Origin of the sequence: Hahella sp. NBU794 (assembly GCF_050749805.1) — a bacterium.
GTDB lineage: Bacteria > Pseudomonadota > Gammaproteobacteria > Pseudomonadales > Oleiphilaceae > Hahella.
In genome coordinates this window covers 1,904,823-1,926,970 of the sequence record NZ_CP192738.1, presented here as the reverse complement: position 1 = coordinate 1,926,970, position 22,148 = coordinate 1,904,823, and the positions used below count along the sequence as shown (strand labels likewise).

The 22,148-nt window shown below is 54.9% G+C and carries 15 protein-coding genes; 5 read left to right on the top strand and 10 right to left on the bottom strand.

Annotation, left to right across the window (positions count from 1 at the left end; all coding sequences use genetic code 11):
- The first annotated feature begins 44 nt into the window (after positions 1 to 44).
- Both ACQYWX_RS08705 and ACQYWX_RS08700 read left to right on the top strand, forming a co-directional pair.
- Positions 45 to 1,622, top strand: coding sequence for a carboxylesterase/lipase family protein (locus ACQYWX_RS08705; RefSeq protein ID WP_431688508.1), 1,578 nt, complete (start codon positions 45 to 47; stop codon positions 1,620 to 1,622).
- 148 nt (positions 1,623 to 1,770) lie between these two features.
- On the top strand, positions 1,771 to 2,694 hold the full coding sequence (locus ACQYWX_RS08700; RefSeq protein WP_216737814.1) for a recombination-associated protein RdgC: 924 nt from the start codon (positions 1,771 to 1,773) through the stop codon (positions 2,692 to 2,694).
- A gap of 66 nt (positions 2,695 to 2,760) precedes the next feature.
- On the opposite strand, the gene ACQYWX_RS08695 is transcribed toward ACQYWX_RS08700, so the two are convergent.
- Positions 2,761 to 5,493 (bottom strand): GNAT family N-acetyltransferase, encoded by a 2,733-nt coding sequence (locus ACQYWX_RS08695; RefSeq protein ID WP_431688507.1) that lies wholly within the window; start codon positions 5,491 to 5,493, stop codon positions 2,761 to 2,763.
- Positions 5,494 to 5,739: 246 nt separating this feature from the next.
- Here ACQYWX_RS08695 and ACQYWX_RS08690 point away from each other — a divergent pair, with 246 nt between their 5' ends.
- Positions 5,740 to 6,663 (top strand): histone deacetylase family protein, encoded by a 924-nt coding sequence (locus tag ACQYWX_RS08690; protein WP_127969403.1) that lies wholly within the window; start codon positions 5,740 to 5,742, stop codon positions 6,661 to 6,663.
- A 102-nt stretch (positions 6,664 to 6,765) separates the two neighbouring features.
- Here ACQYWX_RS08690 and fliS read toward each other — a convergent pair whose 3' ends face one another.
- The 5 genes from fliS to ACQYWX_RS08665 all read right to left on the bottom strand — a co-directional run bounded on the left by fliS (position 6,766) and on the right by ACQYWX_RS08665 (position 14,152).
- Positions 6,766 to 7,161: a flagellar export chaperone FliS gene (gene fliS, locus ACQYWX_RS08685; RefSeq protein WP_127969402.1), complete on the bottom strand. Its 396-nt coding sequence runs from the start codon at positions 7,159 to 7,161 to the stop codon at positions 6,766 to 6,768.
- 61 nt (positions 7,162 to 7,222) lie between these two features.
- Positions 7,223 to 9,193 carry a flagellar filament capping protein FliD gene (gene fliD / locus ACQYWX_RS08680; RefSeq protein WP_431688506.1) on the bottom strand — a complete coding sequence of 657 codons (1,971 nt, stop codon included), beginning with the start codon at positions 9,191 to 9,193 and terminating at the stop codon, positions 7,223 to 7,225.
- 130 nt (positions 9,194 to 9,323) lie between these two features.
- Positions 9,324 to 9,770 carry a flagellar protein FlaG gene (locus ACQYWX_RS08675; protein ID WP_279503620.1) on the bottom strand — a complete coding sequence of 149 codons (447 nt, stop codon included), beginning with the start codon at positions 9,768 to 9,770 and terminating at the stop codon, positions 9,324 to 9,326.
- A gap of 80 nt (positions 9,771 to 9,850) precedes the next feature.
- Positions 9,851 to 11,911, bottom strand: coding sequence for a flagellin (locus ACQYWX_RS08670; RefSeq protein ID WP_216737818.1), 2,061 nt, complete (start codon positions 11,909 to 11,911; stop codon positions 9,851 to 9,853).
- 177 nt (positions 11,912 to 12,088) lie between these two features.
- Entirely contained in the window at positions 12,089 to 14,152 is a 2,064-nt protein-coding gene (locus ACQYWX_RS08665) for a motility associated factor glycosyltransferase family protein (RefSeq protein WP_431688505.1), read from the bottom strand.
- 570 nt (positions 14,153 to 14,722) lie between these two features.
- Here ACQYWX_RS08665 and ACQYWX_RS08660 point away from each other — a divergent pair.
- A complete protein-coding gene (locus ACQYWX_RS08660; RefSeq protein WP_216737820.1) occupies positions 14,723 to 16,774 on the top strand; it encodes a flagellin in 2,052 nt (683 codons plus the stop codon).
- Positions 16,775 to 16,809: 35 nt separating this feature from the next.
- Positions 16,810 to 18,810 (top strand): tetratricopeptide repeat protein, encoded by a 2,001-nt coding sequence (locus ACQYWX_RS08655; protein ID WP_431688504.1) that lies wholly within the window; start codon positions 16,810 to 16,812, stop codon positions 18,808 to 18,810.
- Positions 18,811 to 18,898: 88 nt separating this feature from the next.
- On the opposite strand, the gene ACQYWX_RS08650 is transcribed toward ACQYWX_RS08655, so the two are convergent.
- Genes ACQYWX_RS08650 through ACQYWX_RS08635 form a run of 4 tightly spaced genes read right to left on the bottom strand, consistent with a single transcriptional unit; the run spans position 18,899 to position 22,096 of the window.
- Positions 18,899 to 19,552: a serine acetyltransferase gene (locus tag ACQYWX_RS08650; RefSeq protein ID WP_431688503.1), complete on the bottom strand. Its 654-nt coding sequence runs from the start codon at positions 19,550 to 19,552 to the stop codon at positions 18,899 to 18,901.
- 2 nt (positions 19,553 to 19,554) lie between these two features.
- Positions 19,555 to 20,322, bottom strand: a complete 768-nt coding sequence (gene wbuZ, locus ACQYWX_RS08645; RefSeq protein ID WP_431688502.1) for a glycosyl amidation-associated protein WbuZ — start codon at positions 20,320 to 20,322, stop codon at positions 19,555 to 19,557.
- Complete coding sequence (gene hisH, locus ACQYWX_RS08640) at positions 20,316 to 20,930, bottom strand: imidazole glycerol phosphate synthase subunit HisH (protein WP_431688501.1); 615 nt, start codon at positions 20,928 to 20,930, stop codon at positions 20,316 to 20,318. The genes wbuZ and hisH overlap by 7 nt, the downstream gene beginning before the upstream one ends.
- Positions 20,927 to 22,096 carry an N-acetyl sugar amidotransferase gene (locus ACQYWX_RS08635; protein WP_431688500.1) on the bottom strand — a complete coding sequence of 390 codons (1,170 nt, stop codon included), beginning with the start codon at positions 22,094 to 22,096 and terminating at the stop codon, positions 20,927 to 20,929. Before ACQYWX_RS08635 ends, hisH begins: the two co-directional genes overlap by 4 nt.
- Between the last annotated feature and the right edge of the window lie 52 nt (positions 22,097 to 22,148).

Genomic DNA, 22,148 nt, shown 5'->3' with positions numbered 1-22,148 from the left:
AAGGACGCTATTTGTCTGCCTGGTAATAGTTCAAGGGTTTTAGAATGCACTCAGGAAACACCGGATACAAAGTCTTAACAACATTGGCCAAAGCGATGCTGCTTTCCGGGTTATTACTGTCCGGCGCCCAGGCGGAAGACCTTAACGGCCCGCTGGCGCAGACCAAGTCAGGACTGATCAGAGGCGTCAGCGAACTTGGCGTACGCGCTTTCAAAGGTATTCCCTACGCCGCGCCGCCCATCAAAGAAAACCGCTGGCGACGGCCGCAGCCGGTTCAGCCCTGGAGCGGCGTACGCGTTACGTCTCAGTTTGGCCCGCCGTGCGCCCAATCCGCGCAAGAAGATCCCAACACCAGGCTGCCAGCCCCCTCAGTCAGTGAAGACTGCCTGACGCTCAATGTCTGGACGCCTTCCTCGCCAATAGGCGCGCCCGATGCGCCTAAGCCGGTCATGGTCTGGCTGCACGGCGGAGACTTCCGCAGCGGCGTCGTCAGCTATCCGCTGAGCAACGGCGCACAGCTGGCGAACCAAGGGGTTGTGGTAGTCACGATCAACTATCGTCTGGGATATTTTGGCTTCTTTGATCATCCCGCCCTGGTTCGCGAGGACGTCACCACGCCGGCAAACTTTGGGCTGCTGGACCAGATCGAAGCCTTGAAATGGGTGCAGGAAAACATCAGCGCCTTTGGCGGCGATCCCGGCAATGTCACCTTGGCGGGAGACGACGCTGGCGCGGTCAGCGCTTACTACCTCATGGCGTCCCCCAAGGCGCTGGGATTGTTTCATAAAGTCATCGCTCAAAGCGGCGATCCCTGGCTCAAACTGGAAGACCGCAATCAGGCGAAAAAGTCCGGCATGAAAGCCGCGACGCAAGCCGGCGTCGCCGCCGATGCCGACGCAGCCCAACTACGCGCTATTCCCGCCGGAACCTTAATAAAGCTGAACAGCGAGTTGCCGCCAGATGCGGCGTTCGGCCCGATCATCGGCGACGAGGCCGCGCCTTACACCTTATTGGATGCGGTGGATCGCAAGCTGATCGCGCCGGTTCCCCTGCTGACTGGCGTCAACAGCTATGAAGTCAGTATCGCGCCGCAGCTGAACCTGACCCAGGAAACCATTCTGGCGCCGCTGGGCGATCAGAAGGACGCCGCCCGCGCCCTGTATCCGGAAGACTGGAGCGACACCCAGTTTGCGGAAAAAGTATTTTCCGATATGCGCTACAACGCCCCCAATCGCTGGCTGGCGTTGGAGCAATCCAACCGCTCCAGCGCCTGGTTCTACTACTTCAACTACGCGCCGCAATATCTGCGCGAGCAGTTCTCCGGAACGCCTCACGGCTGGCACCTGCCTTTCACATTCGGCACTTACAGCCTGATTCCAGAGATGTACGCCAATTTCCGGCCTCAGGACGTCACCATGGCGCAGCGCTTTCAACGCTACCTGGTTAACTTCATGCGCAGCGCTTCGCCCAGCGATCCCACGCTGCCGAACTGGCCAGCTTACAACGCCCAGAATCAGATTATGATGGTATTGGGCGACGCCGCCGAACCCATGGCGGGATTGTTTCGCCAGCGGATTGAGTTTTTCACGACGCTTTACCGTAACAGCAATAAAAAATATTGATACGCGATCAGGGCCGGCGACAATGCGCGCCTTCGCCCTGCCGTCGTCCGCGCGGGACGGGAATTACGAAACCTCAACTAGCCAAATTCCTCCTGGTCCACCATAATTCCCGGCCCGATTTCCTTCTTCACTAAGAAAATAGAGACCTATGCTTTTCAAAAACGCACTGATTTATCGTTTCACCAAACCCGTGCCCTGGCCTTTGGAAGACCTGGAAACCGGTTTGAGCGAACATGCTTTCACTCCCTGCCAGGCCAACGACACTTATCGTCTGGGCTGGGTTCCCGCTGCGCCTTTGGTCAGCGACGCGTTGGTCTATCAACAAGGCCGCTATCTGTTGCTGACTCTGAAACGGGAAGAGAAAATTCTGCCCGCCAGCGTCATTAAGGAAGAAGTGGAAGAACGCGCTCAGGAAATCGAAGAGCGCGAGCAGCGCAAATTGCGCAAGAAGGAAAAGAACGAATTAAAGGAACAGGTCATCACGGTTCTACTGCCCCAGGCGTTTAAGCGTTCGCGTCTGATGTCCGCCTACATTGATCTGGATAAAGGTCTGCTGGTAGTGGATACGTCCTCTGGGACTCGTGCGGACGAGTTCACCTCCTTCCTGCGTCAGTCCATGGGCACGCTGCCGATTCGTTTCGTCGCCCTGAATGAGGCTCCTGCGGTGCATTTCTCCGACTGGGTGCAGAAAGACAACACCCCGACGCCTTTCGTTTCCGGCGATAACTGTGAGCTGCGCTCCGGCGACGGCTCCGACACCGTCATTCGCTGCAAAGGCACCGAGTCTTTGACGGACGCTATCTCCACGCATATTGAAAACGGCATGCAGGTAACGCAACTGTCTCTGGAATGGGACGAGAAGCTGAGCTTCGCTGTAAGCGACGACCTGAAGATCAAACGCATCAAGTTTATGGACACCCTGCAGGAGCAGTTGAAGGACGGCGATACTGGCGAAGCCGCCGAGCGTTTCGCCGCCGACTTCAGCCTGATGACCCTTGAGTTCTCCCGCATGACGGAAGACCTGATCAAGGTTCTGGGCGGGGAAGACATGTCTGCGGTGATTCAAGAGTAAATCACACTCGCCGCGCGGGCCGAATCCAAACCTGATGGACCGGCTCGCGCAGTTTCACAGTTCAACTTATTTGTACTTCAAGCGCTCCGCCTGCCACTCATCCGGCGCGTTTAACGGCAAGCGCAGAGCCATAACCCCTTCCTCATCATCGTAACGAACACTGAATCCCAGCTTTTCCGCCAGACGCAGCATCGGTTTATTGTCCGGCAACACCGAACCCACCATTTCCACCGTGCCTTTTTCCCGGCAGTACTCAATGATCTTGCGCATCAGCACCCACCCCAGGTTTTCCCCACGCAGGTCATCACGCACGATGATGGCGAACTCACACTGCAGATTGTCCGCATCAGTCCACGCGCGCACGGTGCCAAGAGTATCCTCACCGTAACCGCTCTCCTTCGGAGACATGGCGATAAAGGCCATTTCCCGGTCGTAGTCGATCTGCAGCATCTGCACCATTTCATCGTGAGTAAAGGACTTCCGATAATGGAAGAAGCGATAACGTATCGATTCCGGCGACAGGCCGGAATAGAACTCGATGTGACTCGGCTCATCCTCTCCACGCACTGGGCGAATTTCCGCCTTGCGCTTCGACTTGGGCAGCATGATCCATTCCCGCAGCTCTTGTGGATAAGGCTGGATCGCCAGCTTCGCCGGTTTGTCGAGATCAATCATGGCGTTGACCGCCACCGCGCCGTGCTTATCGAAATACAGCGGCATGACCTCAAGCCCTTTGATTTCAGGGATATCGATAATGATCTGCGACAGAATCACCAGGGTTTCGCAGATTTTGGCGATGTCCTGCTCCGGGTTATAGCTATAGTCTTTCAACAGGCGAAACATATGCGTCTGCAGCAAAAGATCCCGAGCCAGCACCATGTTCAACGGCGGCAGAGCGAGCTTGCGATCCGCCGACACATTCACCGCCGCGCCGCTGGCGCCGCACACCATTAAAGGCCCAAACACCGGATCGCGGGTGACCCCCAAACTGAACCCTACTCCGCCAACCGTCTGAAAACTGGGCTGCACGGCGAAACCTAAAAAGCCGCTGTCCGGGAAATGTTCCCTGTAATGCGTCAACAGGTAGCGACAGGAATCGCGAATGGACGCGTCCTCCACCAGCCCCTTCACCCTGCCCTTGTAGCGGCCGCGGCCGGTCTTCTCGTCTTTAAAAGGGATGCAGCTGTGCTCGTGCAAAATGCGGATGTCCACTGGCAAGCCAAACTCCCGCGCCACTTCCACTACCTGCTCTTCGGTTTCGCAGTAGCGGGTATCCTGCATGTTGATGCCGTAGTCAGTGAGAATCTGCCGCGACTCCGCATTGGTCAACACCCGCCGTCCTGATGCGTATATCTTCTGTATGGTCTTGCGCGCGCGGGAGCGATCCACCACCGGGTCGGTGTAGGACTCCGGCGTTTCCCGCAACACCCGCTGGCTGCGCTGGTGATTGACCATATGCATGAAGGCTTTCACCGCCTTATCCGGCGTGGAGAACGTAGGTACGCCACTGTGGAAAAACGCTTCCCTGGCGTCATACACCGTGCTGTGGCCCAGCCAGCAAGTGAAAATATTCAGATGAGAGCGCTTACCCGCTTCTATCACCGCATCCGCCACCTGCAGGCTGTCTTCGGTCAGAGACGGTGCGTACAGCACCAGCACATTGGACACGTGCGGATCGCGTCCGAGTATCTCCAGGGTGCGGCGATACAGCTCCGGGTTGGCGTCATAGTTGAGATCAATAGGGTTACGACGCGTCCAATAAGGCGGCAGATGCTTACCCAGTTCACTCACCGTTTCCGGCGACAGCGAACCCAGCTCGCCATTTAGAGACGCCAACCGATCCACCGCCAGCACCCCTGGACCCAGACCATTGCTGATAATGTGCAAAGGCTCGCCGCGCACCGGTTTCATCCGGGTTAACGTCTCCAGCGCATCGAACATCTCATCGGCGCCGTTAACCCGCAACACCCCGGCGCGCCGGAATACCGCATCGAAAATCTTGTCGCCGTCCACGACCCCCAGGGGCAGTTCCGCGGGACGCCATTGCGATGCCGGAGTGCGTCCGCTTTTCACTGCGATCACCAGCTTCCCCCGCGACACCGCCCGCACGGCGGAAATAAAACGCCGGGGCGAATGAATGTTCTCCATGTGCAGCAAAATGGCTTTGGTGCTGCGATCCTGGGCCAGGTAATCGATCAGATCGTCCAGCCCGACGTCAATGCCGTCTCCCAGGGTAGTTAGGTGCGAAAAGCCGATTCCCCGGGTGAACGCCCAGTCAATTACAGCACTGGCGAGAGAGCCGGACTGGCCAATGTAAGCGATCTTGCCCGGCAACACGCCCATATGCATATAAGTCGCGTTCAGATTGCTGGCCGGGGACAACATACCGATAGTTTCCGGCCCCAGGATACGAATGCCGTACTCAGACGCAATTTCCTGAACGGAATACATCAGCGGCCGACCACTGCGGCTGTGGGTGCGCGACAAGCCGCCGGTCAGGATCATCGCGGTTTTAACTTTGACGTTTCCCAGCACCCGAACAATGCGCGGCACGCTCTCCGGCGGCGTACAGATAATGGCCAAGTCCGGCCGAAACGGCATTTGCTGGGGCCGTTTCACGCAGGGGACGCCATGCACGTCGTGATAGCCCTTGTCATTCACCACCACCAGACGGCCTGAATAGTCCGTGGACATCAGATTACGCAACACCATGCCGCCCAGATTATTGGAGCGTTCGGAGGCGCCAATCACCGCGATGGACTTAGGGTTGAACAACGCTTCTAAATGTCGGGTTCCCAATCTGTTTTCTCCATTTGCGTTGACAGGCTCCGGACCCGGCGACTGCGGAAACACCGCCGATATCTAAGATACATAGACCAATACCGGCCACTTTGACAGATATCAAGATCCCCCGCTTTGACTGACTTGGCGTAATTCGATACGCCCACCTCAATCGCGGGCGCGGACTATAACATTCGCCCCATCTCCGGTTTCAAGCCGTTATCGCTTTGCAGTAGACTAAAAGCCTCTAAAAGGAAAACAAAGATGAAAACCGCCCTTTTCTATCATAAAGACTGTACATTGCACGACATGGGCGAGGGGCATCCCGAAAGCCCCATGCGATTACAGGCGATTATGGACCGGCTTGAGCACGCCGGCATACTGCAGGAAGTGGATCTGGTCGAGCCGCAGGAAACCGACCGCGACAAAATCATTCGGGTGCATCCCTCCCGCTACGTTGAACAACTGGAAAATCTGAATCCGGACAAAGGCCGCATCATGGTCGATCCAGATACGGCATTGATGCGTCACAGCATGCGCGCCGCCTATCTGGCGGCGGGCTCTGCGGTAGAGGCGGCGGATATGGTGCTCAGCGGCCAGGCGAACACCGCCTTTTGCGCCGTGCGTCCCCCTGGCCATCATGCGGAACGCAGCAAATCCATGGGCTTCTGCTTCTTCAACAATATCGCCATCGCCGCCCGCCACGCCATGGATTTTCATGGTCTGGAGCGTATCGCCATCGTGGACTTCGACGTGCATCAGGGCAACGGCACGGTGGACATCTTTCAGGATGATCCGCGGGTCCTTTTCTGCTCCAGCTTTGAGTATCCGCTGTATCCGTTCAGTCACCATGCGGTGGATCGCCCCAACATCATCAATACGCCGCTGGACGCCCACACCCGCGGTCTGCAATTCCGGCGTAGCGTTGAAAGAGACTGGCTCGCCCGCCTGCAGGATCACCGTCCGCAACTGATACTTATCTCAGCGGGCTTCGACGCCCATAAACATGATCCCCTGGCGCACCTGGAGCTGGAAGAAAGGGACTACCGCTGGATCACCCGTTTATTGATGGACGTGGCGCGGGTTTACAGCAGTGGGCGCATCGTTTCTATTCTGGAAGGCGGTTATAACCTGAACGCCCTGTCCGCCAGTGTGGAAGCGCACATGGAAGGTTTGATGGGGAATTGAAACGTCGCATGAGCGAGGACTTAACCTTGTTTAGAAGCTCCGCCCGCCAACAGCGGACGGAGTTTCTATAAGGTTGCGAGAAAGCGGCCTGTTCAGGCCAGGTTAGACGAGACCTTTTTCCAACGCTTCCTGACGAATGCCGTCCCAGCCGTTTTTGACTTGCTTCAACAAGCCCGCCACTTCATCCAGAATGGTCGCGTCATTTTGCAGGTTGGCTTCAAACAAGCGACGCTCCATGTATTCGTACAAAGCATCCAGACGCTCTGCGATGTCGCCGCCTTTTTCTTTGTCCAGGAACTCGCGCAAACCGCCGACGATTTCAACCGCCTTGCCGATCAGCCGATTTTTGCCTTCAAAGTTATTGGCGAGAATCTGCCCTTTCGCCATGGTAATGCGCTCCAGCGCACCGTCGAACAATAGCTGGATCAACTTGTGCCCATCCGCATCGACAATGCTGGTCTGACGATTCACGCTCTGATACTGATGTAACGCGTTCATTGTAATAGCAACCTCATAATTACTCGTCTGTGATCTTAAGCGCCTGGATCAGGCCCTTCGCTTAACCCTTGCTTCCAGTGGTGCTGGCCACCAGCGCTTCCAGCTGCGTGGACAAAAAGTTTTCCGTGTTCTTGAGCTGGGAAATAATCAAATCCGCGGCGGTGAACTGACGCGCCAGCCGATCCGTCAAGGCCGTAATGCGATCGTTCAACTCCGTCCGGTCTTCAGAGATTTTTTCCAGCTGTGAATTAAAGCCATTGATGGCGACCGTAATCAAACCGTCGGCGGACAGATAATTGTTCACCAGGTCGACCATCTGGTCTCCCACCCCTTCAATATAAGTCGCTGTGCCGCGTGCGCCAGTGGCGCCGCCGGTAATTTGCAGTTTGAGCCCTTTCGAGTCTCCGTCCGCAGAGGTCAGATACTGGCCCTTACCGGTAGCGGCTTTCCCATTGATCGTGCCGGCGACATCCAGGCCATCTACGCCGGTGGCGACAGTCAAACCCAGCTGCGCCGCGGTATTGGTGTCGATGGCGGTAATCTCGACCTTGGACGTACTGCCATATTCTCCAGAGGTGAACACCAGCTGGTTACTGCCGTCCAACGAAACAGTCACGCCAGAGCCTGCGATATTGGTGTCCGCATCCAGCTGAGTCTGAATTTCCGCAAGCAACTCACTGTCAGTATAAGTTCCGGCGGTCAGAGTAATGGTGTTGGACTCCACCCCGTTGACTTTGATCTTGAAGGTGTCGTTATCCGCATCAATGACTGTTGAGCCGCCCAGCGCCACATTGCCGGTGAAAGCGCCCTGCGTCGCCACCTGGGTGATATCAACGGCGTACGAGCCAATCTTGGTATTTATCCCGGCGCTGACGTACTTGACCTGCGCATCCGTCGTACGCCCCTGGTCGGCGAACAAAGCCGCTACGTCATTCGGATAACTTTGCAGCTTGTTTTGGAACGTGAGGCTGTTGAACTCCAGTTGTCCCGATTCTGAGTTGGTCGTAATTCCCAATTCAGACAAACTACGGACGTTAGCGCTTTCCAGCCCGGGAACAATTGAACTCAGCGTAGAACGCAACTGGGTGGAGATAGTGCGCACAGTGGAGCTGCCCAGCAAAGTGCCTTTTTCTCCGGTATCACTGTCAAAAGCGGTGACTTCGCTAATGATTTCCTGCAAAGCATTATATTTATCCACTAAATCCTGGACCCTTTCGGTCACAGCATTCAGGTCTTTGCTAACGGTAACGTTGACTGCGCTTGCGGTTTCGGCATTTAAAGTCAGAGTCAGGCCGTCCACCACGTCATCGACGGTGTTCAACGAACGGGTGATGGATACGCCATTCAAAGTAAAGGCGGCGTCTTCCGCTGCGACGTCCTGAGTTAAATTCTGGTTGGTGGCGTTATAAATAAACTGGGAGATCCCCGAACCATCCGTACTGTTGCCATCGTTATCCGTCGCTGCGATAGAGATCGCATTCGCCACACCGGTTTTTGAAGCGGATAACACAAGCTGGTAGGAGGAGCCGTTGTAAATAACGGAGGAGTTAACGTCCAATCCCATATCGTTAATGGCGTCGGACAATCCCTGCAACGTATTGTTACTGCTATCAACGGTCAGGTTTTTGGTGACGCCGCCGACAGTGAAAGACAGCGTGCCTGTTCCTACAGTGGTGGTGTCTTTATCAGCGAAAGTGCCGGAGCTCAATGATTGCGCAACGGCCAGATTGCTGACGGTGAGCGCATATGAACCTGTTTTCGCAGAGGTGTTGGCGGTGACGCCAACAGCAGAGCCGCTGGAAGTCGCCGTGTTGCTGGACATCGCTTCCGGCGTGCTCAATGTACGAGCGGATAAACGCAGGTCGGTAATTGCGCTTTTCAGACGACTCAAGTCGCTGAGTTTGGCCGTCACTTCATCTTCTTTAAGATTCAGCCTTTTTTCCGTCGGCTCACGCTCAGCACTGGCCAGCTTCTCGATTAATTCGCTGGTCAATACTCCCGAGCCGATGCCTATTGAAGAAACGCTTGCCATGTGACGCCAACCTCGCGGATTGTGTGTACGATCATATCTTTATTTATCGGCAAAAAGGGGCAAAACTTTGCCCCTTTTTTTGTTACGGATCGTAAATTCCTGCCGAACCCTATCTGTTTTCCGCCAAGCCTCACGCCTTGGCGGAAAACAGATTAACTGGTTCATCCTGCTGCAAGTTGCGAGCCAGCTTAAGGGCCAAGTCATCGGGAATCTGTCTCACTACTTCTTTTGTGGTTCTGTCCAAAACAGTAATGACCGTTCTTCCCGAGACCTCATCCAATTCGAACTGCAGGTCACGCTGCACAGATTGAACGTATTCATTCAACTTGGTCACCGCTTCCCTAAGCTCGTGGCTTTGCTCCCTCTCCAACTGTTGCTGTTGCTTATTGGCAATGTCGTTGGTGGGCTGGGCTGCAGAGCTCTGCTTCGCAGCCTGCGTATCAGGCGTAGACGTTGCTACCCCGGACTTAACCTTAGGTTCAATCGGAGGTGACGACGTCGCGGACTGAGCAGACGGCAGGTTCACGGGTTTAGTGGCCGCCGCCATACTCAGTTCAGTAGTCTTAACGTCATTCATATCTCACCTCTTAGCATGTCTTAACGCTTAAACCGGCCGGAAGAGAACATCCGGCCGGTATTTCACGTTAGTTCACTCCGTTACTGCAGGAGCGACAAGACTTGCTGGGGTCTTGCATTAGCCTGCGCCAATATCGAGATACCGGCCTGTTGCAGTACCTGCGCCCTTGACAACGCTGCGGTCTCGGATGCGAAGTCTGCGTCCCTGATCCGGCTGTTGGCGGAGTTCAGGTTCTCGTTGTTCACTTCCAAGTTCGCAATCGTGTTCTGGAAGCGGTTCTGGATGGCGCCCAGTTCCGCCTGTTTGGACGTTACAGTCTGCAATGCGTTATCCACCGCCTTCAGAGCCGCTTCAGCGCCAGCTACAGTAGAGATATCCACATCCTGCAGCAGAGAGCCGCTTTCAGCGCCGCCGAATGTACCGATTCTCAGACCCGCTTTCGCCAGACCGGCAGAGTTGGTGTTGGATTCAACGTCTATCTGACCGCCAGACAACAGCGTCACAGAGCTGACAAAGGTCGTGGTGGTGATGCTGGCCATCGCTGTGGCGCCGCTGATGTCGATGTTACGACCGTCCGCAGCCACCAGAGTGAAGGAGTCAGAGTCCAGTACTTCCGCAGTAACGCCAGTCTGACCGGATTTCTGGTTGATCGCATCGATGATCGCAGCCTGTTTCACAGCGACGTCGTCAGTGGTGCTGAAGCTCGCAGTGATGGACACGCCGTTGACCGTAATCGTCGCAGAGGCAGTCGTGGTAGTCAGGTTGCCTGAGTTAACACGGTTTTCGTTAGCCAGCGCGGTAACGCCAGTCTGGTCAGACGAACGGTTGATCGCAGCCGCTTTCGCGATGGCGCTACCGTCCGCATTCGCAGTGGAAGCCGTATCGTCAGTGCTCAAGCTGGGCCCGATACCCACGTTGTTGATGACGATGTCGCCAGTCACCAAAGCGGTGGTGGTGCCATTATCGCTCACAATACCTGCGTTGTTTCCGCTGAATGACCCTACTTCAAAGCCGGCGTTATCGATGTTGCCTGTAGTCGTGGTCAGTGCAATGTCGCTGCCGTCATCGCTTGAAAGCGAGTAGGTGCCGACATAGGCGTTACCCAGGGAGCTTGCCGCGGCCAAACCAAAGGTAGCCAAGGTGTTGCTCGTAGTTTCAGTCAATACGATGTTACGACCGTCGTCAGCCACCAGGGAGATACCCTTGGCGGTGTCGCCGTCGAAGACCGCGCGCACGCCTGTGGCGCCGGATTTTTCGTTAATGGCGTCCGCTGTCGCTTGCAGGTTCTGCTCGACAGTCAAGGTGGTGCCTTTACTCAGGTTGATGCTGACCCCGTTCAGGTTCAAGCTCACGTTCGCCGCAGTCGCGTCGGCGGTAGTGGTGCCCGCGACATAGTTTGCGTCGACAGTAGCGGTGACGCCTGTCTGATCGGATACATCATTAATCGCCGCCGCCTTAGCAATGGCGCTTGACGCCGCATGGCTGGTGGAAGCCGTGTCGTCGGTACCCACAGATGCGCCCACGGAGATGCCGTTGATAACGATGTCCCCTGCAACCATTTCATTGCCGGTGCTGCCTACAACCAGAGCGGTCGTAGTCGTTCTGCTGGAAATACCGCTGGTGTCCGCTGTTCCCAAAGTGCTGGTGTCCAGCTTGGAGATGGTCACGCTAATGGTGTTCCCCAGGTTAGCGCCAGTTTGGAAAACGGAATTCTGGAAAGAGCCGTCCAGCAGTTTCTTACCGTTGAAGTTGGTAGTTGCAGCGATGTTTTCAATCTCGCTGATCAGCTGGCCAACCTCTTCCTGCAAGGCTTCACGGTCGATAGTTGAGTTAGTGTCGTTCGCAGATTGCAGTGACAGTTCACGAATACGCTGTAAGCTGTCTTTCATTGAGCTCAAAGCGCCTTCAGCGGTCTGCGCCAATGAGATCGCGTCTCCCGCGTTACGAACCGCGACGTTAGTGCCGCGAATCTGAGCGTCGAAACGTGTTGAAATCGCCAGACCTGCCGCGTCGTCTTTTGCGCTGTTGATGCGGAGACCCGAAGAAAGCCGCTGCAACGACGTATCTCCTGACCGCTGTGAAGCGTTCAGGTTACGCTGCGCATTCAACGACGCAATGTTGGTATTAATTATTTGAGGCATGTTTGCTTCTCCTGTAACCCTTCTCACTCGGTTAAGAGGTTCTCGCTTCTACACAGCAGGGCCGGTCGAACTGCGCTAACCCGTTGTCCTTAGTAACGGCTTCAGGAGAAGATTCTTTAGTTAATTTTTGCCTGCTCTTTGTAATGAAATGTAAGCCTTAACCCCATGACTTCACGCTCACGCAAAGTCATCGGGATCATTGATCGAACGGCGCACCCAGGGATCTGTCTCAAGGTCGAATTTTTTGTACATAACCTGAAGAAAATGTTTATGTACATCAAGGAGAAAGCGCAGCATGGTCTGTCTCCATTCCTCCATGAAGGTCAGCCTCTCCGCATCATTCTGAATGGCCAGCGTATGCGCGAAACCGATATAAAGAAAATGTCTGATAGAGCCCCGCAACAGGAAATAAAATTCTTTAGCTTTAACTTGCACCTGATCTTCCATGTAAGTGTTGATGCGGTTACAGACTCTGTTCATTTCATCTTTGCTGATAATGGGCGCCTGCAAAAATGTCGAAACATCGTCGCTGAACTGCCCGAACAAGACATTTAAGCGGTCTCGCTTCTTCTCAAGCACGTCTACCGGTATTTTTTCGTGCTGCGACGCGTAGAGGTAATCCACCACCTTCTGCTTCTTGTCGCTGCTCGCGTTGAGCGCCGTCAGGGAAATCGGTAATGGTCCCGGCGCCACCCACTCAGAGCCCTCAATCTTGGCCCCATGAGAAAAGTTGTAGACTTTGCCGCGCTCAGGGAAGTCTCTCAGACTGTTTTCCGCTTTGCGTTTGGCGGCGAAATATTGCGGTGACGTCAAAACGGAGCCGCCGTCAACACCCTCCACCTTAAACACATGCTGGCCGTCGTAATCCACGCTGCGCTTGAACGCCTCATGGGCGTCGTCGTCGTAATAGATCGAGCTTTGCGCATGGTGATGGCGTCTGTCCGTGAACCCAAAGTCCATTCCAAACAGCAAGATGTTCTTGAATCCGTAGTGCAGCGCCCAGGCTAACCCGAGGTTGGTGCAAGTGGGAGTTCCCCCGCGGATGATCTGCCCATGTTCGGGAAACATGGTCGCCAGCCCACACTCTTCTTTGATGTATGCGCGCCGTTCGCCAAACAACTGGTATACGATCGGGCTGATGTGAATAGGAGCAATAACTTTTATCGAATTCAAGTAATCGGGATCTTTAAGCCGCTCCAACTGCCCGACCACATATTGATAGTCAGACTCCAGTTCGACATGAATATCCGGTTTGATTCCCATCGGATGCAACGCAGTGATGGAGGAGCCGCATGAAATGATCAACGCGCCGCGCTGTTGCATCTCCCGTAACTGATCAATGCGCAAGTCCAGGGAGGGACCCGCCCCGACAATGCACACCGGCACATCGGTTATGTCATTGACAGGCGGCGGCAATAACTCAACGCCGCTATATATATTGTGCGCCGCCTGATTGAGCTGGTTGACCTCATCGTCATAATTGCCCCAGGAAACCAGGAACACATACAGGTCGTCGCACACCTTCTCAGATAAATTATCGTGGGACTTCAGGCCGCGATGATTATAAAACAGCGTCGCGAGAGGAAAAGCTGGCGGTGTCGTAACCAGGTTATTCCACAGCAGCGCCCACTGTGAGTATTCGTCTTCCTGCCCGCCCAGCAGAAAGTGAATGGTGCGCCCTTCCGCGCCGTCATACTTGCTGCAGATCTCCGCCCAGTCGACGGCGTACAGACTCGCGGCGAAATGATCCAGATTAGGCTCAAAAACCACGGCGTAGTTGACCTTGTGCTGCTCCAGGAAGGCCTCAATGTGATAACCCACGCCGCACCCGAGGAAGACAATGCAGGGATAAGAATCCCCCAGCCAAAAATGATTGAAATTCGACTTATTAATAGGAGATTTTCGAATAATGGCGTCAGCGGCTTTGAAGAAAAACCTTGGGAAGCAGTAATCGCCGGGAAACGGCGGGTCAATAGAAACCACCTTGCCGCCTTCACTGTAGACCTTGGTGAATTCCTTGATTTCGTTCAGAGCATAGGCCTTGGCTTTACCGCCGTATACGGAATGGCCTTCATCGTGAATATCCACTTCACCAGCGTCAGGGATGATATTCAGCTTGGATTTTTTCATCTGATAGTTCAGGAAGTGCTTATAAATGCCGGGAAAGTGGTCTTTGAAGTAGGCTAAATTCTTTTCCCTGCGCTCGATGAAAGGCTTAAGTATTTCCGCTTGATCGGTCATTGCTTCTATCTCTTTTTTAGTTTTTCCGAACGAGAAAATTGGGGCGGCAATTTTCCGTCACTCGAAAAATTTTTAGTGAACAGACAAAGTTAGCGTAGCAGTGATCTGCCCATTACTCCTGTTTTCGCCACTTTTAACGCCTCTATCTTTCAAGCTCGGCAATTATCATGCCGCCATTTCCGCAGCCGCTTCAAAAAGGGAGGCGTCAGCTTACGCGCCTTTCTTTGCAAGGCGGCGCTATCTATATGAAGGAGAGAGCAATTGTTATCCCCATTTTCCTCTTGGCGGCAAGCGGCAACTTTTTGACCGCCCCTTGGCAAACTCCTGCCAAAATCCATAGGCCTCCCTTGCCCGCAAACCTATCTGCGTTTTTTTGTGATTAAAAATCAAACACATAAAATTTCCCAAAAGTTCTGGCAATGCTTTTGCATAGGCAGTGGAAACGCTCCTTTCTGCGCAATTTTTATTCGCATAGAGGGGCAGGCAAAGTCAGGTAGCCGGTTGCTACGCATCCGAGCGGCTCTTACGAAGGAAACGGCCCGGCTGGTATAGACGCAATAGGGGGAAGTTATGCCTCAGATAATTAATACCAACATCGCCTCGATCAACGCGCAGCGAAATCTTAATAATTCGCAGTCGGCCAACCAGACCGCTCTGGCGCGCCTGTCATCGGGTCTTCGTATCAACAGCGCGCGGGACGACGCCGCCGGCTTGGCGATATCCACCCGCTTTACCTCCCAGGTACGAGGATTAAGCGTCGCTATCCGCAACGCCGGCGACGCCGTGTCGCTGTCGCAAACAGCGGAAGGCGCGCTTGGCGCGATGAGCGAAAACCTCCTGCGTATTCGCGACCTGGCGCTGCAATCCGCCAACGCCACCAACAGCGGGCTGGATCGCAAAGCGCTGAATGAAGAGGTCAACCAGCTGCTTCAAGAGATCAAGCGGGTATCGGAGCAAACTAACTTCAACGGCACCAAATTGTTGGACGGCACCTTCACTGACGTGACCTTCCAAATCGGCGCCAACGAAGGGGAATCGGTCACTTTCGGTATTGAAGGCGCTACGGTGGACAAACTGGGAGCGGCGGAAACCGACGGCATATCCTCGGAACCGGAAGCCGCGGCTCTCGCTGCCGGCGACCTGGTGATCAACGGCATCGCCATTGGCGCATCCACTGGCGTTGACGATGCGTTCTCCAGCGCCAACCAGGACCAGAGCGCCATCGCCAAAGTGGCGGCGATCAACAAACTGACGGAATCCACCGGCGTAGAAGCCGTGATTAACGGCACCTACGTCAGCGGCTCCACCACTTTTATCGCCACCACCCAGTCAGCGTCCGTGACGATAAACGGCGTGGCGATCGCAGTGACCATCTCCTCTAACCTGTCATCGCAGGTCAATCTTGAGAACGTCGCAGCGGCGATCAATGAAAAATCCGGACAAACCGGCGTCACCGCCTCGTTTGACGGCAACCCGACGGTCGGCATCAGGCTGACGGCGGAGGATGGCCGCAACATTGTCATCCAAAGCACGGCCCTCAACTCCACCGCCTTCGGTTTGCCGCCTTCCGACACGGCCGCCTCCGCCGCCGTTACCTACACGGGCACCTTTACGCTCATATCACGCGACGGCAGCGCCATTGGACTCGACACCACAACCGGTAACATTGGCAACGCGGGTCTTTCTGTAGGCACCTTCAGCGGTAATAACAGCGGCGCCATCAGCGACCAGGTGGACGCCAACCCGTTCGCTGCCGGCGATCTGGTTATCAACGGCGTTCCCATCGGCCCGACGCAAACCAACTTTGACACCTCTTCCAGCACGCAAACGGACTCCAGCGCCATCGCCAAAGCTGTGGCGATCAACAAGGTCAGCGATCAGACCGGCGTTGTGGCGGAGGTAAACGATACGATCCAAAACGCCACGGCGTTGGTGACCGGCAGCGCGCAAAACTTCAACTTCCAGATCAATGGCGTGCAGATCAACATCTCCTACGGCTCCAATGACACCGTGGCGGATGTGCAAAGAACGGTTATCACCGCGATCAACAACAAGTCCGGTCAAACTGGGGTGCAAGCGGAAGCCTTCGGCAGCAGTTACAGAATGATCGCCGACGATGGCAGGAACATTCAGATATCCAACGCCTCTACAACCACGTCTTTAATTGGATTGGGCACGGTGGACACTGTCACCGCCAGCACCATCACCCTGCTCTCGGCCGGAGCCATCGAGCTGGATACGCTGACTGGTCAGATAGAAAAGAGCGGGTTCGAAGTCGGCACTTACGGCTCCAACTCCACCGGACAATTGGTGCAAAACATCGATATATCCACGGTGGACGGCGCCATCCTGGCCCTCAGTGCAGTAGACAACGCGTTGAACACCATCAACTTCCAGCGTGCGAATCTCGGCGCGATTCAGAATCGCTTCGAGTCGACCATATCCAACCAGGCGATTGCGTCAGAAAACCTGACCGCCGCCAACTCGCGAATCCGCGATGCGGACTTCGCGGCGGAGACCGCCGAGCTGTCCCGAACCCAGGTATTGCAGTCAGCCGGATTGTCGATTCTGGCCCAGGCTAATGCACAGCCGCAGCAGGTGCTGCAGCTGCTGCAAGGCTAAACAGAGATTGAATTGAGCTAGCAGAGGTAAGAACCATGCAGGCAACAGCGCAAGCAAACGAAAAACTTCAATCCACCCGTGTTGAAGCCGCCCACTTACTGATAGAGGCGAACGAGATATACCGCGCCTCCAATCGTCCAGGCGCGTCGCATCAACAACGCAGTGAGGACAGAGGCGCCGCCAAAGCGCTCATAGAGCGAGCGCTGGCGCTGGAGCCAGCGCAAGCCTCGGCGCTGGGCCTGCTGGGTCGAATAGAGCTGGATGAAGGACGGCTTAACGAAGCGCGCCGGTTCTTCAACCAGGCGCTGGCCCAAGACCGCAACGCGCCGCAACTGATCGCCAACCTTGGCTATCTGAATCTGATGGAGAATCAGCCCGCCCAGGCGGAGCAATATTTCCAGCAGGCGCTGCAACAGGATAAAAGCTACGCCGCCGCCTTTCTGGGCATCGCACACTGCCAGGCGGCGATGGGCAATTACGATATTGCCTATATGCACTATCGGCGCTTACTGGAATACGGTCTGGAGTGGCCCACTCTGTACGCCGGCATGATCAAGTGCTGCGCTCATCTGCAGGTTGAAAGACGCTCCGAAACCATTGAGCGCGATCTGTTGGATTTACTGCAGCAAGAAGACCTGCCTCATCAGAATCTGGCTCGCATTACCGCACAGGCGCTGGCGTTGAAATACGACCTGCGCAACCCTGACGTGTGCATCGACATCAACGACGCCGCGCAGGACCCGTTACTGCTCTTGGCGCTGACCAGAACTGTGATGCCAAATGCGGACGTAGAGCAGTTCGTCACGTTGATACGCAAAGCCATCCTTGACGAGACGACAGCCTCTGGCGAATTACGCGAAGGGCTGCAGGAACTGGCCATCGCCATCGGCGTCTACAATGTCGCTACCGGCGGAGCACTCTACGCCGCCGAAGATGAAACCGCTCAAATCAGCGACCTGAACAGAAAGATTCTGCTGTCCTGCACAATGGAAAACAGCGTGACGGATATCGCAGGCGCTCTTATCGTCGCCGCCATGTACGTCACTCTCTTCCCTCAGGCCTACTCGCGCTTTTTGTCGGCTTTCTCCCTGGACGACTGGCCGCAGTCCATGCAACTGCTGATGGAAGCCAGCTTCTACTTACCCATGGAGGATGAAGGCTACAAGCAAGGGTTTCAGGAAAAACAGCTTGAGTTACTGGAAGACGCAGCGGAAGTCGCCATGGCCTGCCCAGTGTGGCGCAACATAGAGTTCTTCAGCGAGCAATCGTTGCGCAAACAATTGGAAAGCGTATTAGGGGCGCGGGCGCAGCAGTTGCCCGAACGCCTATGCGCGATGATTCTCGGCGCCGAGTCGTCACAAAGAGCAGTGGAATTCGCCCGCTACTTTGACGACGTGGACGTTATCGCTGTCGACGAGAATCTGGCGAACCTCGCTTTTGGCGCTCGCAAAGCGGAACAGTATGATCTGGAAAATATCGTATTCTGGCCCTACTCCATCGCCCAGCGTTTTATCGAGGACGGAGCGACGATTCACTTCCTGAAGATTGAGAAGTTTCCTTCTCTCAGCGAGGCGGAGTTTAACCTGATCGAAAGCATCAAGAGAATGGTGTGTAAAGGCGGCGTCGTACAGGTTTCAACCGGCGACAGCGAACTGACCCAGGTGACGGATAAAGCTCAGACGATCATTGAGCACTATCGACTGACCCGACGCTCCAATGATATTCGCCTGCTACGCCGGGCCATTATTGAAAATGCGGACGATCCCGCCTGGGCGCCATTGCTCAGCCACCCGCACTTTTACAACCTGACAGGGTGTCGCAGCACCTGGTTCGCTGGCGAAGATCGCGCGCAGATTCAGTCCGTACTGACGTACCTTAGCAATGAGGTGGACTGGAAACTGGCGCAGGTCAAAGACCGGGACGACAAGGTGCAACCCTCAGGTCCAATATTGAAACAACTGCAGACCGAAGTCTTCGGGGCCGATATCGGCAAAGTGATCGGCCATGATCTCAAGCTGTATTTTGTGAAAAGGTAAATGCCACTATCGGCGGGCTGCAAGGCCCGCCGTTTTTTTCTTCCCTCTTCCCTCTTCCCTCTTGAGACGCTAACCGCTCACTCCGTTATCAGCCAAACTTGACCCGTCGATTATCCAGTTTATTGGGCGATATCCGGCAGTCAGGAAATTTTCCCACGACCAGACTGTCATCCGGCGTATCGATACCTTGCACGAACGCATCCGCGGCAAAAGTGACGTTAGCGCCGACGCGACAGTTACCAATCAGCTTGGAGCCGGAACAGAACACCGCGCCCTCGCCAATCGTTGGGTAGTCGCCGCGATAGGTGGAGCCAATGGTCACGCCCTGGTACACCGTCAGATAGTCGCTGTAAGAGGCTGAACCCAGCACCGTTCCAAGCGGGTGCACCAACAGGAAGATACGCGGCAGCTCCACGCCATAGAAGGCGTCTACACCGTGCAAGGCTTTATTAAGAAGAAACGCCTTTTCCGCCAGCGTCACCTGACTGTCGCGGTAGGCCTGGTTAGCGAGAAAATACAAAAAGGTAGCGTAATGATCGCCGTGAAGATGGTTAAACACGGCCTCATCGTTTTCGACATAGTATTTCAGACGAATATGGGAAAAGCAGAACTCCAGTCGCTTCAGCGCTTCAGGCAGGGATTGAGACAACGCCGTCTGTACGCTGCGGCCGTCCGGGAAAAAATGATCAAGCTGCATACTGACATAATGAGCCAGATGCTCAGGGGCTAAAGATAGCTGCATGGTTATTTGATGAGTTTCATGGGGACGCCAGCGTTCAATAAATGCGATCTGGCGCGAATGGGATTGTTGTCGCCAAAGTGAAAGATACTCGCACACACCACCGCATCCGCGTTCGCTTCCTGAAAGGCCGCAGCAAGGTGCGCGAATGTGCCGGCGCCGCCGGCGGCAAGCACGGGCCGATCAGTAACCGCCTTGGCGCACTTGATCATATCCAGGTCATATCCCTGCATCATGCCGTCGCGGTCGATAGCGTTGACGATAAACTCGCCGGCGCCGCGCTGGGTCATGTCGCGAATAAACTCTTCCAGCTCCCGCTCTGTTTTGTGACGACCACAATGAGAGTACAAGCGGTATGCGCCATCTTCCCGTTTCACATCCAGTCCGACGACAATGCATTGGCGGCCAAAGATAGCCGAAGCGTCGTTAATCAACCCCGGATTTTCTATAGCGGCAGTGGTGATAACGACTTTATCCGCGCCGGACTGCACCAGGCGACGCACTTGCTCCACAGAGTTCACTCCGCCGCCGACGCTCAGCGGCATAAAACACTCGGAGGACACCTTATCAATGAGATTCAACAATTGCTCAAAGTCGCTTCCCTGGCGATTGGCGTCCACATCCAGAAACACCAGTTCATCCGCAAACTGAGCGTTGTATATGCGAGCGGCGGAAACCGGATCGCCAGTGTCCCGAAAAGCGGAAAATTGTTTCCCCTTCACCATGCGCCCCTGACTCAACAGCAGCATGGGAATAATGCGCTTTTTCAGCATCGCCCGTCCCATTCACAAAAGTTTTCTAGAATTTTCAAACCGTTATCCTGGCTTTTTTCAGGATGAAACTGCACTCCGACGATATTGTCCCGGCCGACCACGACGGGGAATGACGCGCCGTATTCCGTTTCCGCAATCACGTGGTGGCGATCTTGCGCTGCAAAGTAATAGGAATGCACAAAGTAGAAATCCACATGCTTTTTCACCCCCTGAAAAATCGGGTGTTCCTGATGATGAATCAGCGCATTCCATCCGACATGCGGAACCGGACCATCGACCTCCAGATGACGCACCACACCGGGTATCAGATCAAGGCCGGCGTTCACGCCGCCCTCTTCGCCTTGCGTCGCCAACAATTGCATGCCAAGGCAGACGCCCATCAACGGACGCCCCTGTTGAACGTGGTCGTGGATCGCCTCCAGTAAAGCCGCCGACGCCAGATTGGCCATGGCGTTTCCGAAAGCGCCGACACCGGGAATGATCAGGTGCGTCAATTCGGCTAGCTGATCCGGCGCGGCGACGACATGGGCGTCGTACCCCACGGCGTCAATGGCGTTGAGCACCGACTTGATATTGCCCATACCGTAGTTCAATACGCCGATATTCATCCAGGCTCATCCTCGCGGTACCATTTAATGGCGTCCCAGAGCGGTTCGCCGCGGACAGGATGGTCAAAGTCAGGTTCGAAAGGCGGTATGACCATTCCAGACACTATCTCATTAAACTCCTGCTCGGTCAGCCCCACATATCCCAGGAAAATATCCAGAGACTCCGGTCGCCGCCCATCCAGTTCATTCAAGCGTTCAGCTTCTTCCAGAGAAATGCGGCCGCGACGCAGCTTCATGGCGTTTATTTGCGTGATACGACTATAACCACGCTTTAAATACTTGATGTAGTCACGGGTTCCCTGCATAAAACATTCAATTTTCTCGCAAGTGGTGTTCACCGCTATCGGCGCGCTTTCCACCTCGTCTGTCCGCCAGCCCAGCTCTTCCTTGATCACTTTCACGTGCTTCTCATAATCCCAGGGGATAAAGCTTCCCAGGCAAACGGAGGCGTAGCCGATTCGCTTGAGGTCTTTCAGGCTGGGATAAGTGAACGGGGCCAGATCACGGCGGTCGATCGGGTCTTCCGGCGAATTGATCATGCCGTACATGTCGTCCGCGGATATGCCAAGATTGCGGATCATGTTGAATTTCTTCTCATCCTCATACTCGATCTCATCGTTGAGATAATCGTAATACGCGGTGATCTCCGCCTGCGGCTCGCCCCAGATGATCAACGGCACATTGAACTTAACCGCAATCTGCATGGGGTATGAATAAATGCCTGTGTGACAATGCCAGCAAAAGTCGGTCTTGCGACGAAAAGACTCCAGCATCAAACGTTTGACGATCTTCCAGTTGGGTGTGAATTCAATAACGTCCACCCCCAGATTTTTGAATGTGCGCGTACAGTTTTCTTCAATAGTCGGGCGCATAAAGCCATGATTGAAGCGTACGACCAGTGGTTTGACGCCATACTCCTTGACCAGGTAGTAAAGTTGATAGGTGCTGTCCTTGCCTCCGCTGAACGGCACAATGCAGTCGTAATCGTATTTACCCCGGTATTTTGCAATCAGCTGATCCAGCAACGTCTTGCGCGCGCCCCAATCAATCTGATCCGCCTTGATCTCCCAGGACCGACAGATATTGCACACGCCATTCGCATCAAATTCGATGGTTTCATATGTCTCGGGCAGCAGGCACCGAGTGCATCTCTTCAGCTTTTTCATAGCAGTATTCATAGCAATATTATTCAGTTTAATACTTTTAAGGAGTAGCGGA

Excerpts from the sequence above, each read along its gene's own strand:
- fliS (WP_127969402.1), bottom strand. The coding sequence starts at position 7,161 with ATGAACGCGTTACATCAGTATCAGAGCGTGAATCGTCAGACCAGCATT.
- ACQYWX_RS08700 (WP_216737814.1), top strand. The coding sequence starts at position 1,771 with ATGCTTTTCAAAAACGCACTGATTTATCGTTTCACCAAACCCGTGCCC.
- hisH (WP_431688501.1), bottom strand. The coding sequence starts at position 20,930 with ATGAATATCGGCGTATTGAACTACGGTATGGGCAATATCAAGTCGGTG.
- ACQYWX_RS08655 (WP_431688504.1), top strand. The coding sequence starts at position 16,810 with ATGCAGGCAACAGCGCAAGCAAACGAAAAACTTCAATCCACCCGTGTT.
- fliD (WP_431688506.1), bottom strand. The coding sequence starts at position 9,193 with ATGGCAAGCGTTTCTTCAATAGGCATCGGCTCGGGAGTATTGACCAGC.
- ACQYWX_RS08705 (WP_431688508.1), top strand. The coding sequence starts at position 45 with ATGCACTCAGGAAACACCGGATACAAAGTCTTAACAACATTGGCCAAA.
- ACQYWX_RS08665 (WP_431688505.1), bottom strand. The coding sequence starts at position 14,152 with ATGACCGATCAAGCGGAAATACTTAAGCCTTTCATCGAGCGCAGGGAA.
- ACQYWX_RS08635 (WP_431688500.1), bottom strand. The coding sequence starts at position 22,096 with ATGAAAAAGCTGAAGAGATGCACTCGGTGCCTGCTGCCCGAGACATAT.
- ACQYWX_RS08690 (WP_127969403.1), top strand. The coding sequence starts at position 5,740 with ATGAAAACCGCCCTTTTCTATCATAAAGACTGTACATTGCACGACATG.
- ACQYWX_RS08670 (WP_216737818.1), bottom strand. The coding sequence starts at position 11,911 with ATGCCTCAAATAATTAATACCAACATTGCGTCGTTGAATGCGCAGCGT.
- ACQYWX_RS08660 (WP_216737820.1), top strand. The coding sequence starts at position 14,723 with ATGCCTCAGATAATTAATACCAACATCGCCTCGATCAACGCGCAGCGA.
- wbuZ (WP_431688502.1), bottom strand. The coding sequence starts at position 20,322 with ATGCTGAAAAAGCGCATTATTCCCATGCTGCTGTTGAGTCAGGGGCGC.
- ACQYWX_RS08650 (WP_431688503.1), bottom strand. The coding sequence starts at position 19,552 with ATGCAGCTATCTTTAGCCCCTGAGCATCTGGCTCATTATGTCAGTATG.
- ACQYWX_RS08675 (WP_279503620.1), bottom strand. The coding sequence starts at position 9,770 with ATGAATGACGTTAAGACTACTGAACTGAGTATGGCGGCGGCCACTAAA.